The sequence below is a fragment of the Butyricimonas sp. BSD2780061689_150309_C8 genome (assembly GCF_015560935.1).
In the GTDB taxonomy this organism is placed as follows: domain Bacteria; phylum Bacteroidota; class Bacteroidia; order Bacteroidales; family Marinifilaceae; genus Butyricimonas; species Butyricimonas paravirosa.
Genome location: NZ_JADMSV010000001.1, coordinates 370,222 through 383,994 on the forward strand (window position 1 = coordinate 370,222; position 13,773 = coordinate 383,994).

12 protein-coding genes are annotated in these 13,773 nt (G+C 42.6%); 3 read left to right on the forward strand and 9 right to left on the reverse strand.

The features are described from left to right. Positions 1-83 precede the first annotated feature (83 nt). The gene (locus I2I33_RS01410; RefSeq protein WP_087419167.1) at positions 84-998 is read left to right on the forward strand and encodes a hypothetical protein; all 915 of its coding nucleotides are present in this window, start codon (positions 84-86) and stop codon (positions 996-998) included. An 11-nt stretch (positions 999-1,009) separates the two neighbouring features. Here the strand turns inward: I2I33_RS01410 and I2I33_RS01415 are convergent, their stop codons facing one another. Genes I2I33_RS01415 through I2I33_RS01440 form a run of 6 tightly spaced genes read right to left on the reverse strand, consistent with a single transcriptional unit; the run spans position 1,010 to position 7,013 of the window. Next, on the reverse strand, positions 1,010-2,341 hold the full coding sequence (locus tag I2I33_RS01415; RefSeq protein ID WP_087419168.1) for a DUF58 domain-containing protein: 1,332 nt from the start codon (positions 2,339-2,341) through the stop codon (positions 1,010-1,012). After that, the gene (locus I2I33_RS01420; protein ID WP_087419169.1) at positions 2,341-3,318 is read right to left on the reverse strand and encodes an AAA family ATPase; all 978 of its coding nucleotides are present in this window, start codon (positions 3,316-3,318) and stop codon (positions 2,341-2,343) included. Before I2I33_RS01420 ends, I2I33_RS01415 begins: the two co-directional genes overlap by 1 nt. Positions 3,319-3,325: 7 nt before the next feature. Continuing rightward, positions 3,326-4,486 carry a DUF4350 domain-containing protein gene (locus I2I33_RS01425; RefSeq protein ID WP_087419170.1) on the reverse strand — a complete coding sequence of 387 codons (1,161 nt, stop codon included), beginning with the start codon at positions 4,484-4,486 and terminating at the stop codon, positions 3,326-3,328. Beyond that, complete coding sequence (locus tag I2I33_RS01430) at positions 4,483-5,208, reverse strand: DUF4129 domain-containing protein (RefSeq protein WP_087419171.1); 726 nt, start codon at positions 5,206-5,208, stop codon at positions 4,483-4,485. The genes I2I33_RS01425 and I2I33_RS01430 overlap by 4 nt, the downstream gene beginning before the upstream one ends. Further along, positions 5,192-6,070, reverse strand: a complete 879-nt coding sequence (locus I2I33_RS01435) for a hypothetical protein (RefSeq protein WP_087419172.1) — start codon at positions 6,068-6,070, stop codon at positions 5,192-5,194. Before I2I33_RS01435 ends, I2I33_RS01430 begins: the two co-directional genes overlap by 17 nt. Then, a complete protein-coding gene (locus I2I33_RS01440) occupies positions 6,057-7,013 on the reverse strand; it encodes a stage II sporulation protein M (RefSeq protein WP_087419173.1) in 957 nt (318 codons plus the stop codon). The genes I2I33_RS01435 and I2I33_RS01440 overlap by 14 nt, the downstream gene beginning before the upstream one ends. Before the next feature lie 64 nt (positions 7,014-7,077). Here I2I33_RS01440 and I2I33_RS01445 point away from each other — a divergent pair, with 64 nt between their 5' ends. After that, positions 7,078-7,806 (forward strand): RDD family protein, encoded by a 729-nt coding sequence (locus I2I33_RS01445; protein WP_229782354.1) that lies wholly within the window; start codon positions 7,078-7,080, stop codon positions 7,804-7,806. A gap of 16 nt (positions 7,807-7,822) precedes the next feature. On the opposite strand, the gene deoC is transcribed toward I2I33_RS01445, so the two are convergent. After that, entirely contained in the window at positions 7,823-8,698 is an 876-nt protein-coding gene (gene deoC / locus I2I33_RS01450) for a deoxyribose-phosphate aldolase (RefSeq protein ID WP_087419174.1), read from the reverse strand. A gap of 232 nt (positions 8,699-8,930) precedes the next feature. On the opposite strand from deoC, the gene mutS reads away from it, so the two are divergent. After that, positions 8,931-11,546, forward strand: coding sequence for a DNA mismatch repair protein MutS (gene mutS / locus I2I33_RS01455; RefSeq protein WP_087419175.1), 2,616 nt, complete (start codon positions 8,931-8,933; stop codon positions 11,544-11,546). 22 nt (positions 11,547-11,568) lie between these two features. On the opposite strand, the gene I2I33_RS01460 is transcribed toward mutS, so the two are convergent. Both I2I33_RS01460 and I2I33_RS01465 read right to left on the reverse strand, forming a co-directional pair. Next, positions 11,569-12,258, reverse strand: coding sequence for a hypothetical protein (locus I2I33_RS01460; RefSeq protein ID WP_140402522.1), 690 nt, complete (start codon positions 12,256-12,258; stop codon positions 11,569-11,571). Between the two features lie 17 nt (positions 12,259-12,275). Next, complete coding sequence (locus I2I33_RS01465) at positions 12,276-13,763, reverse strand: hypothetical protein (protein WP_087419177.1); 1,488 nt, start codon at positions 13,761-13,763, stop codon at positions 12,276-12,278. Between the last annotated feature and the right edge of the window lie 10 nt (positions 13,764-13,773).

A 13,773-nucleotide genomic window follows, 5' to 3' on the forward strand; every position in this document is an offset into this window, starting at 1 on the left:
TTTTTTAAAGTTAAACTGAAGAATATTTATACTCTTCATTAAAAAAAGATGTATACTTGCATAAATAAATCAAAAGCATATTTATGAGGCGGCTATTATTCTTCATGTTGGGGATAAGTATGTTATTCCCGGCCACAGCACAAAAAAAGACAAGTATACACTCGGAGACCTATACGCAATGGAAGAGTAAATCTCCAATAGGCATATCGATCTATTACGACCGACGAAAATACGACCACGATTATTCGATCCAAACTGTAATAGGATACATTCCTGCCCAGGGATACCCTTTTACTACCGATCAAGCCGGTGAATTATTAGAATCTTACTCTAGGGACTACAAAATAAAAAAGAACATCACAAATACAATCCGGTTGCAAGTGGATTACTGGCTTTTCCCTTTCTTAAACATATATGTCCTAGGAGGAAAGATTTTTGATGAAAGCAAACTAAATGCGGCTCTTCAAATCAATTACATCGACTTACCTCCTTTTTCCCAAAGCATAAAAACAGATGGATGGATTTATGGATGCGGCACAAAAAGTGAATTTATATATCATCACTTCAAGCCTCAGATCGAATATACCATATATTGGAACCATTTTGATGAGATCAGTAATAAATCAATATTTCAAACCATAACCCCGAAGCTAGGATACATCGCCACGAGTAACAAGAATTGGATCAAGAATATAGAGATATATGCCGGGGCAACTTACAATCATATAAAATTTAAAAATCATTACGCAGCCTACTATGATGAACCAACACTGCAACAAATATTTGCGGAAATACACCCGTCAGAGGAAGGACCGTTACAACCTCATGGCGGAATTTTGGATGCTATTATATTAAAAAATATACACGATTGGAACATGACCACTGGCATCGAGATCGAATTTTGCCACCACATTCATTACAAATTTGAAACTATCTTTCTGGGAAAAGAAACAACAATTTCCACGGGTATCACTTATCGACTATTCGGTAAGAAGTAGTAGCGGAAGTTTTAAATCAACTTTCGCTCCTTCAGATTCAAATAACTATTGATACTATTCACCGTCAGAGATTCCGGTTTAGAGAGTATCACTCGGATACCCAATTGACTTAATTCCCGGACCATTTGTCGTTTCTCCGTGGCAAATCCCGCTGCAATGGTTTCGAAATATGCATCCTTTAGATTGTGTACGGGACGCTCCAAAGCCTTATTTAATTCAGAGTTCTCGAATAAAATGACCAACACGAGATGCCGTGCCGCCAAGCGCTGTAATGCAGGCAAATGACGTCGTAATCCAGATACGGTATCAAAATTGGTAAACAAAATCAGTAAACTCCGGGTCGGGATTTGTCGATTCACCGACACGTATAATTTCTCGAAATCAGTCTCTTGATAATGTGTTTCCAAACGATACAAAGCCTCACTTATCCGATTTAACTGGCCCACCCGGTTATCGGCCTTCACGCAATTCCGAGAATTATTCGAGAACGTGATCAACCCGGCCCGATCCCCTTTTTTCAATATAATATTCGACAAAGTTAAGACCGTATTTATCGCGTGATCCAACATCGTCATATTATTAAAAGGCGATTGCATCGCACGTCCCTTATCCACCAGACAATAAATCTGTTGAGACCGCTCTTCCGTGTAGGTATTCACCATCAAATGATTATATTTCGCCGTGGCCTTCCAGTTTATCGTGCGGGGATCATCGCCCGTCACATAAGGCTTAATCTGTTCGAAGGCCATGTTTCCCCCGAGAGCCCGGGTACGGATGCCTCCATTCTCCGAATGGTAATTCCCGTAAGCCATCAACTCATAACGGTGCATCATCATAAACGAGGGATAAACCGCCACATCCTGATCCGCACGAAAAGAATAACGCCTTTCGACCAACCCAAAACGCACGGACACGAATACCCGAATCTTCCCGAAATTATAAGAACCTCGTTTTGTAGGACGTAACGTGTAATGGATCTCCCGCTGTTCTCCGGCATTCACCTTCAACCGGAACAAGACATTCCGGTTCTGGAATTCCACCGGGATCTCGTCAATCACACGAAGACAAGCACTCACCGGATAACGATTTCTTAGTACCAGGCCAACCGGATTTTCTTCCCCGTTAGACAATTTATCCGCCACCACCCGCGAAGCATCAATCCCGTCCACTCGCTTGTACAATTCGAATAACTCCACGAGTAACAGCAACAGCACAGTCAGCAAAGCCCCCGCAACCCAGATAAAAAGTAACGGGAAAACGTAAGCCATCACGAAAGCGAATATTCCCAACATCAATATCAGGAAAAAACGGCGGGATAAATATGTATCTTTAAGTATTTGCACTATCTTGGAACTTCTATTTTAGACACTATCTGTTGCACTACCTGATCAACAGTCACGCCTTCCAACTCCTTCTCGGAAGAAAGCTGTACCCGGTGTCGCAATACCGGATTTACCAAATACAAAACATCGTCCGGAACGACAAAATCCCGTCCTTGAATAGCTGCGAAGGCCTTAGCCCCGTTCATTAAAGCGATCGACGCACGGGGAGACGCACCCAGGTAAAGCCAACCGCTTTTACGAGTAGCATCCACGATATTCACGATAAAGGATTTTATCTTCGAATCTACACGCACTTGAGCAACCTGTGTTCTCAACTTCTTCAACGCCTCCACGCTCAACACGGGTTCCAGTTCCTGCCAACGAGCGATAGCCCCGTGATCATGCAACTCAAGCACCTCGATCTCTTCCGCCACGGAAGGATAAGTCACGTTAATCTTAAACAGGAAACGGTCCAGCTGAGCCTCGGGCAAACGATAAGTACCTTCATGTTCTATCGGGTTCTGCGTCCCCACCACCACGAAAGGATAATCCATCCGGTATTCCACCCCATCATTCGTGATTTGCCTTTCCTCCATTACTTCAAACAAAGCCGCCTGTGTCTTTGCCGGAGCCCGGTTGATCTCGTCCACCAACACGATATTCGAGAAAATAGGTCCTTTCCGATATTCAAAGCGCCCTACTGCCGGAAGAAAAACAGAGGTCCCCAGAATATCACTCGGCATCAAGTCCGGCGTAAACTGAATCCGGTTAAAAGTAACATCCAACATCCGGGCCATAACCTTTGCCATCAACGTCTTGGCAATTCCCGGAACACCCTCGATCAAAATATGTCCGTCAGCCAGCATCGCCGTCAGCAACAAATCGGCCACTTCCTTTTGACCGATAATCACCTTACCCATCCGTTCCCGTATTCGGGTGATCTTCTCGTTTAAATCCGTGAAATCTATTCTGGACTCAAAATTTATCTGATCTTCCATAATCTATTTAGCTTTTAGTTTTAAACAGTTCTATATATCTCACCAGCTCACGTAACTGGTCTTCATCCACATGCTCGGTCTTCCGAATCTGGATAATCAAAAAAATCAGGCCTTCCACGCTACCCCGTGCAACTCCCGATCGTTCCGACAACAAATCTATAAAAGAACTATCCAGTTCCTCCGTACGCAATTTATAATTATAACGTACCTCTTCCAGAAAACTATTGATCCGTTTATTCGCGATAGCAACATGATCCCGCTGCTTGTAGTACAGAGAACTCACAACCGACACGAATTCCAATGTCCGATTTTCCAAAGGACGAATTTCCGGAATCGGACGCTGTTCCCGTTTTGTCCGGAACAAAACGTATAGTATCGCCCCCAATATCAACAAAATATACGCCCACTTCAACGCGGGATACCTGAATATCACCCGGAAAAGAGTTTGTTGCCCCTCTGCCCCGGATTTTAGGTATTCATCCCACACCACGTTCGCATCCGGGGGAAGAAACGAAAGAGCCTTCTGGTAATAATCCCCATTCACCGAATCCAACAAGAAGAAATTCGTGAATGCCATCGGGTTCGAATGTAGGTAGATAACCCCCTCCCCGTAATTCATCCGGATAAAATTGGGATTCTTGATCGTGTCGACATATCCTAAAACCTCCCCGTCAAAAGATTCCTTCAATTCAAAATAACGGTGAGTTGCCCTGAAAGGATAACCTTTATCTTCAAAGCCTCGCAAATAATCCTTCCCGTTCTGAATCCTTTTCATTCCTGAAACACCCACGTAAGAATACAATGTATCGGGAATAAATTCTGCCGATATAAAAAGCGCACCTCCGCCTTCCACCTCTTCCAACACGGCCTCCAGATCTCCCGGAACAATCTTAAAAAAGGGACTCACGAAAAAATAGGTCTTCAAGAAAGGTATTCTACCCACACGCAATTGTTCCCGTACAGACATCCGGGCAAAAGACACCTCTCCTTCCGGAAATAGATAAGGCAAAGCATCTTTAATAATATACGTCCCATAAGGACTCTTCTTGCTGATAGAAAAATTAGGACTCCAATCTATCGGTTGCGGTTTATTAGCCTCATACCCCGTGTAAACAGCCATAATGGCGATCACGAAAAGAACAATCAATACATTTTGGCGCCGTTTCATCCTTCCACCTCCTTCCTGAACTCCGTGAAATATCGTTTGATATTCCGATAAGCGGTTTCATCCACGGGAAACTCGCCATAACAAACACAATCAAATATACGGCTTACCTCCTCGAAATGACGGCTCCACGTTTCATTCTTTATCTCGTAAATATAATGCTGATTCGTTTTAGAAACATCCCAACGAATCACCTCTTTTTTATCCAACATTTGCAACAAAGCAGAATAACTCACCCGTATTGCCAACACGTAATCATTCTCCTGCTCCGCTTTCGCCAGTAACCGCACGAAAGAATCCGCTTCCTGTTCCCCGGTATACTCCACGGAATCCTCTGGGGGAAAATCGGTCTCCCGCCTGCGGAAAAGAAATTTATCCCTATTCCTCACGAGCAGGTAAACGATACCCAAGGCAAAAAGACCCAATACAATTTTTAAAATAATATCCATTGTCTGCATTGACCCCTCCGAAACCTTGATCCGAAACAAACGCTCCAGAATCCAACGTTTTATCCAGTCCCATATACTAGGCGAATCTTCAATATTCATCGTGTAATCAAAAGCCGCATCTTTCCTGTATTTCTCCAAGAAATCAGCTTTCGGGCCCCGCAAAACATAAGAAGAATCCGGAAAGAGCGAAGACTCCCGCTCCCCTTCTTCCGCCCATGTCACGTTCCCGACACAAACAAACACGAATAGAATAATATATTTAATTAGCCTCTTCATCCGCCTTTTTCTCGGGTTGAGCCCCCAACTGGTCAATCTGGCTTAATAAAGTCGTGTGTTCCATCTCTTCCGAACGGGAAAAGAAAAGCATCCCGACCCCGACAAACAAAACCGTGTATAACGTGTATTGTCCCAAGTAAGAGAGTAGCAACGAGAAAGTAATCTCGTAAATATTGGGAATCGCCCCCGTGAAAGCCGACGACATCATCACAAACATATAAGGAATACCAAACAGATAAGCCACAACACCTACCAACAAGTACATCACGAGAATAAACCCGAAAGTCTTCCACCAATTTCCCTTCACCATAGCCATCGATTCCGAGATAATTTTTCCGAGTCCGTTATCCCTTAATATCAGCAAATATGATCCGAAAGTAAACGAAATTCCGATATATATTCCGGGAACAAACAAGAACAAGAAACCGATAAAAACAACCAAACCACAGAAAACAGACCACACAAGATACACCCCGAATTTCCTCAACATGACTCTAAAAACTTCGATAATCGTGATCCGTTCCTCAATCCCCGCTTGATAATGATCCCAGTAAACCCGCAAATAAGAAATAGCAAACAATTGCACCCACAGCATCATCAGCACCCCAAACAGTGACGTGAACAGGGTTCGCAACATCGTATCTCCAAAATTATTCACGTCGTAATAAGCCTCCGGGTGCAAAGACATATCAAAAACCCCCATCAACAGATCCTTCATGAAAAAAAGCATCAGCAAAATCATGGGAAACCCGATCACGGCAAAAGCCCGGATAAAAGGAATAAACTCCTGTTTCATGAAATTAATCGTCACGGTAATCAAATCCGAAAAAGAACGCTGCACGCTCAAATTAATCTTTTCCATTGGTCTCTGTTTTATGTAAATAATAAGGATAAACAACAAAATACCCGATAACGCCTCCCAGCGAAAGGATGATTGCCACGGCCCCTACCACCGGGTAAGTATCGGCATAACGCGTGATGAAACTTTCAATCCACCCAGCGATAATAAAAAACGGAATCAGCCCGGTAACAATCTTTATGCCCCGCAAGGCCCCATTCCGAAACGAGTACGAGCGCTTGTACGTCCCCGGGAACAGGAAACTATTTCCCATCACCAGCCCCGCTCCCCCGGCTATGATAATAGACGTTATCTCGAAAGTCCCATGCGCCCACACGGACATCACCGAATGCAACAAAAGCCCGTGCTGGAAAAAGAAGTATTGGAAAGCCCCCAGCATAACCCCGTTCGAGAAAAGAATCCATAACGTTCCCGCGGAAAAAAAGATACCGAAAACAAACGCCACGAAAGCCACCTTAATATTGTTTGCGGTAATCATAAAAAACATATCCACCTCGTTCGAGGACGAATAAATCCCCATCGGAGTCCCGTTCTCGATGTTTTCCAACGTTTTGTCCACGTATGCGTCACCCAGAATCAAGCGCACGAAAGTATCGTCTTTCGCCGTGGAGAAGACCCCGATCAATGCCGAAAACAGAAGAAAAAGAAAAGCAAACAACAACGTCCGCCTCTCTCGATAGAGCAACAGCGGAAACTCCCGCACCCAAAAGGAAAGAATCCCCTTTTTCTCCGATCTCTCCTGCCCGTAAATATTGATCTGGTAAACAGAAATCAACTGATTCAAATACTTCACCACATCACTGCCCGGGTAAAACGTTTTGGCATAGGAGAGATCATCGGAAAGGATCACGTAATTAGAGGCAAGAGTATCTGTATCCAGATGGCTTACATTTTCCATTTTTCCCCATTTCTCCTTGTTCTGACTTACAAATCTAGCCTCTTTCATTCTAAATACCACACTTTTTTCCTGTGATAAAAATAATGCATTTATTCAAAAAAAATGTATGTTTGTGGAAATATTTATACTTATCATGAACATTTCTATCAGTACAGCTCACAACGTTGACATTGATTATATTCCCGCGGGCGTGCTAGACCGCATCCTAGCAACCTTGATTGATGGTGCCTTTCAGTTCGGACTACTCATGTTGGGTCTCATGTTTATCGGCCTCTTCAGCATGGTAGCCTCCCCTACTTGGTTTTTCGTCATTCTCGCGGTGATCATCGCTTCCTATCATCTATTCTGCGAGGCCGTCTTTAACGGCCGCAGCCTTGGCAAATACACCATGCGTATCCAAGTCGTGAAACTAAACGGCAAAAAACTCACTTTCTGGGATTGTATGCTCCGCTGGGTCTTCCGCTTAATAGATATTTCCATCTCAAGCGGTGCCATCGCCGTCATCTCGATCATCGCCTCCAAACGAATGCAAAGACTCGGTGACATGGCGGCAGGAACCACGGTAATAAAACTCGAAAAAGCAGTCACGTTAAAACAAATCAGTGAATTCGAGGCCCCGGAAGAATATCAGGTCGTCTTTCAGCAAGCCGCTCTTTTGTCCGACAAAGACATCAAGATCATCAAGGATGTGCTACGGGAAGTACACAAAAACAACAATTACGCCCTACTGGCCCCTCTCACGAAAAAGATTAAAGAAGTAACAGGAATTGAAACATCCATGATTCCACTGGAATTCGTGGAAACCATCTTAAAAGATCATTCTCACTTGGCAAATAATTAGCTGAAAGCTTTCACTTTCAGCCATTAATTTTTACCGTTTTCATCTCTTTCAGAACATCTTCCAGTAATTGGGACGTTCCTATTCTGAAATAAGCAGGCGTAAGCCATTGCTCGCCTAAAATATGTTTCACGATCGTCAAATAACGAATCGCGTTCTGAATCTTCGTAATACCACCGGCCACCTTAATCCCGACCATCTTCCCGGTCTGTGCATGGAACTGACGCAAGGCTTCACAAATCACGTAAACCGTCTCCGGTGTAGCATTTACCGGAACCTTCCCGGTAGATGTTTTAATAAAATCAGCTCCCGCGTAAGCCCCGATCAATGAAGCATTGAACACGCTCTCGATCGTCTTCAGCTCGCCCGTTTCCAAGATCACCTTCAAAATAACCCCAGCACAAGCCTCACGAATAGCAACCAACTCTTTATACACCTTCTCGTAATTACGCTCCAAGACATCCCCCACGGAAATCACGACGTCTACCTCATCCGCTCCCGCCGCGATAGCAGCCTTGCATTCAGCCAACTTCACGTCCAAAAACGTCTGTGCAGCCGGGAAACAAGCTCCCACGATCGTCGTTTTAATCGGTGTTCCGGCCAGATTTTCCTTCACAAGAGAAGTAAACCGGGGAAACACACATACTGATGCCACATCCGGCAATGTGTTTTTCTTCAATTTCTTCAATAATTCAGAAACGAAAGTCATGATTGATTTCTCCGTATCCGTCACCTTCAGCGAAGTATAATCCATACATGAAACACACAATTCAAAATTCTCATTACAATAAGCCGGAGCAATTTCCTTCTCGATCACCCCATCCAGCTCAAATTCGATCCGATCCTCCAAATTTGAATACCCGTAAATTGCCAATGCATCCAATATATTTTCCATATACACTATTTTATTAATCGGCTATCCCCCTACCCGTCTCCATATTCAATACGAAAAAAATACACGACAGGTTATTCTTCTACACTCACTAAATTTCGTCATTCCCCTTTTTAGCCTAGGCAAAATTACACAATGTTTGCGAAGTTTTAAAGCAAATCTCGATCAAAATATTTACTTTTGGGAGGTGAAAACACGTAATTAAAATTTAATAACAGACAATAAATACAACATAATGGCAACAAAGTCAGAAGAACAGACGCCGCTTATGCAACAATATTATTCGGCAAAAGCTAAATACCCCGATGCGATTTTATTATATAGGATGGGTGACTTTTACGAAACTTTCGGCGAAGATGCCATTCTAACATCCAGAATACTAGGCATCACGCTCACCAAACGCTCCCACGGCTCTCCCGGAGACGTGGAACTTGCCGGCTTTCCTTATCATGCCATCGACACGTACCTGCCCAAACTGGTACGAGCCGGCCAACGGGTAGCCATTTGTGAACAACTGGAAGACCCGAAAAAAACCAAGAAACTGGTAAAAAGAGGGGTTATTGAACTCGTCACCCCCGGGGTTTCCTATAACGAAAACACCATCGACAACAAAAACAACGTCTTTCTGGCTGCCGTGTATTTCACGAAAACCAAAGCCGGGCTATCCCTGTTAGACCTTTCCACGGGAGAATTCCTAACCACAGAAGGAAGTCCCGCCACCATGGATAAGATATTAAACAGTTTCCAACCCAAAGAAGTACTATACCCTAAAGGTTCGGAAACCCGGTTTAACGAACTCTTCGGGACAAAATACTACACTTACCCGATCGAAGAATGGTTCTTTGAAACAGAGTCCGCAACAGATCGTCTCAAAAAACATTTCGAAGTATCATCATTAAAAGGATTCGGGATTGATAAAATGGACTGCGGCATTTCCGCCGCGGGAGCCGTTTTATACTACCTCGACATGACAAAACACGAGCTTGTAGGACACATCACCTCGATCTCCCGTATCGACGAATCGACCTGTGTCCTACTGGATCGTTTCACGCTACGTAATCTCGAAATTTTAGACACCCTCCACGAGGGAGGACGCTCCCTAGCTGACATTATTGACCGCACCATCACCCCGATGGGCGCACGCGCTTTACGTCGCTGGCTGTGTATGCCCTTGAAGAAACCGGCAGACATAAACGAACGCTTGGACATCGTGGAATGTTTCGTGCATCACGAAACGGAACGTTTGGAACTGGAACAAATTCTCCGCACCATTGGAGACCTGGAACGCCTTGCCTCCAAGATCGCCGTCGGCCGCATCTCTCCGAGAGAAATGGTTCAACTAAAAATTGCGTTACAAGCCATCAAACCGTTGAAAGAACAATGCTTATCTACCGGCAATGAAGTTCTTGCCAAATGGACGCAACAACTGGATGATTGCGAAGTATTAAGCCAAAGAATAGACCACGAGATCAGGGAAGATGCCCCCTCGATGCTCAACAAAGGGAATGTCATCGCCCCCGGAGTTAACACAGAACTGGATGAATTACGGGAAATCTCTTCTCACGGGAAAGAACTTCTACTAAAGATGCAACAACGTGAAATAGAGAATACAGGAATACCTACATTGAAGATCAGCTTTAACAATGTTTTCGGCTATTATATCGAAGTGACCAAAACTCACGTGAGCAAGGTTCCCGACACTTGGATTCGCAAACAAACCCTTGTCAACGCGGAACGTTACATCACTCCCGAACTAAAAGAATACGAGGAAAAGATTCTTGGTGCCGAAGACCGGATTCAAGAATTGGAAAGCGATATATACAACACTTTGCTGGCAGCGGCAGCCTCCTATATCAAACCGATACAGTTGGATGCCCGTATCATTTCTCACATTGACGCACTAATCTCGTTTGCCAACATAGCAATCACGAATAATTACCATCGACCGGAGATCAACGAATCCTTCGTGATCGACATAAAAGGGGGACGTCACCCGGTCATTGAACGCCAATTACCTCCGGGAGAAAACTATATCGACAATGATCTCTACCTCGATAACGATAAGCAACAAATCATCATTATCACGGGGCCCAACATGGCGGGTAAATCAGCACTTTTACGCCAAACTGCGCTCATCGTGATCATGGCACAGGCCGGATGTTTTGTTCCCGCCATATCGGCAAAGATCGGGTATGTCGATAAGATTTTCACCCGCGTCGGGGCATCCGACAACATCTCTTTGGGGGAATCCACCTTCATGGTCGAGATGAACGAGGCTGCCAACATCTTGAACAACATTTCCGACCGAAGCCTTGTACTATTCGATGAGCTTGGACGAGGAACCTCCACGTATGACGGTATTTCCATCGCTTGGGCCATTGTCGAGTTTTTACACGAAAATCCGAAAAGCAGGGCAAAGACCCTTTTCGCTACCCACTACCACGAACTGAACGAAATGGAACGCTCTTATCCGAAAATCAAGAACTTCAACGTATCGGTAAAAGAGGTAAACAACAAGGTCGTGTTCCTTCGGAAGCTGGTAAAAGGGGGGTCCAACCACTCGTTCGGTATACAGGTCGGTAAAATGGCAGGCTTGCCGCAATCCGTCATCAAACGTTCGTCCGAGATACTGAAACAACTCGAGAACGACCGTAATTCAAGCGGTGCGATACAAAAGAACGTCGCTAAAATAGGAAACGAAAGAGAAGGCATTCAACTCAGTTTCTTCCAACTAGAAGACCCCGTGTTATTACAAATTCGAGATGAAATAGCCGGACTGGACATCAACAGCCTGACCCCGCTTGAAGCCTTGAACAAACTAAATGAGATAAAAAAGATAACAGGTATTTAGGTCACAAATTGTGACCTAAATACTATTTTTCCAAAGCCACATCTCCACTATTCCATATATTCTTACTCTTAAAAAATGTACAATCATACTCTCTCGGTTTGTACTTCACCTGCTTCACTTGCTGAAACTTACCAGACTTATCTATCTTGTAATAAGTATCTATTCGTTGTCCCTGTATGGAGTCTAATTGATAGTACTTATCAAAAAAAAGTATCGGTTCAGACGATATCGGCTTTACTTGACATACTTGTATCTGCAAATTCTTATCAATTCTCCAATGCTTGGAACTTGTATATTCCCCCCTCCTAACAAAACCTATTTCTACTTCAATGTAATCTATCATCTTTCCCTCTTTATCATATGTAATTAATAGGTGTTTAGTGCATTCAGAAACACCTATTTTAGCTACAACAAGAACAAACTCGCTTGATTCCGGTTTAAATAACCTAAAAATACTACCGCCACTTGTCCAAGTTGTCTTAATAGTACCCCCAAAATCCATATATTCAAATAATAAAGAACAAGGGATTTCCTTATCGGCAACAAGCCCATAACTAGGATTTCTTTGCCCCTTATCTGTTAAAACTCGTTCGTAAGGTAAAGAGGTCTCTTTTATTACTTCAAATTTACATTTTAAATCAAAAGTGTTTTTCTGGCAATTTCCGGATAAACCTATACAGAAAAGCAACACGATAGATAACCATACTTTCATAATTTTCATTTTTTAATTTATTTATTAACCTCCCAAACAGCAATAGTTCCACTCCACGTTCTACCATCATTAGGTCTTACCTGGGTTACGTCAACTCTTTCGCCATTATAATTACTCGGGTCATAAAATTCATTAGAAACTGGATCCCAATAAAGTCTATTTTGTGTAGCATCACATCCTTCACTCAACTCAGACACTCCTGTTTCCATATAAATATAATAATACAATCCCAAATCATAATCATATCCCCGCCCTGTAACAACCACAAAATGATCTGTTGTTCCCTCATTTATACCTCGTCCTATTTCAGTATTAAGCCCCACAACTACTGGCCGACCTTGTTCCAAATGAATATCTATACACTCTAAAGCCTGCATATGAACTACCCAAGGATCACTACTAAAATTCTCAAGCCTCCCATTCAATTCAATCTTTAGTTGATACACACTATTTGGGCTACCAGCATCAAAACCATAATTAGACATAATTTCCTTACATCCTTTCATACAATCTCCAGAAGTCCTATATGGAACAAAGTTATCTACAATAGTAAGATCTACAGAAGGCATTATAAAATTTGGCTCTTCACCAAGCTCTGGATTAGGTAAAGATGTTGAATTTCCCCCACCAGAAATAGAGCCGTCAGAAAAATAAACTACATATTGATAGCTTATTTCAGGAATTGAAAAATAAAAGAAATCAGCCAAGCATTTTTCAAAATAGTCAATAAAAGCCTCAACGGCATACACCACCTCAGAATAAAACATATTACCATGTGCAGAATTTAATCTAAATTCTATGCGCCCCCCTCCATATTTTACTAAATTTCCATATATATACATATCACTTGCCATTAGCCTAAAAGCGTTAGTTATAGCATCCGCTATATCACTATCCGCAAGTTTGCCAAAACGATCTGGATATTTAATATCATTTCTACGATAATCTATATCAAACGTCATTGATATATAAACTTCACCATCAGCGGAACGGCTCAACGCCACAAATTCATGATTGACTCTCATCATACTCCCATTTAATCGATAAGCAAACTCATACATTGCTACAGGTACATTGACACCTCTCAATTTCAATTTATAAAATTTCAAAGAATATAAAAAACGTTCATGTACAGGAATTTCGTTTAATCTTGCTTTATTTAACAACTCTTTAAATTGTAGAGTTCCATTATTCGCAACTTCAAAAATCAAACAACTTTCAACACGTTGCTGATGTATATTTAACACTGGAATCGTGTAATGTAATTGATAGATTCCACTAAACCCAAACATCGTTTCTTCCCATAGCAATGTTGAGTTTTTGCCGATACTTTCCTTGATTTGCTCTAAACATTCAGAAGATTGAATAGCCTTATCGATAAAAGATTTAGCAAATTCATTATCCCCTCCATAAGAGAATAATTTTTGCTCGCAGAAATTTTCACTCAAATAATCTTGACATGCAAAAAACAGAAAAGATATTAATAAATAAATTATTCGTTTCATAGTAACATTA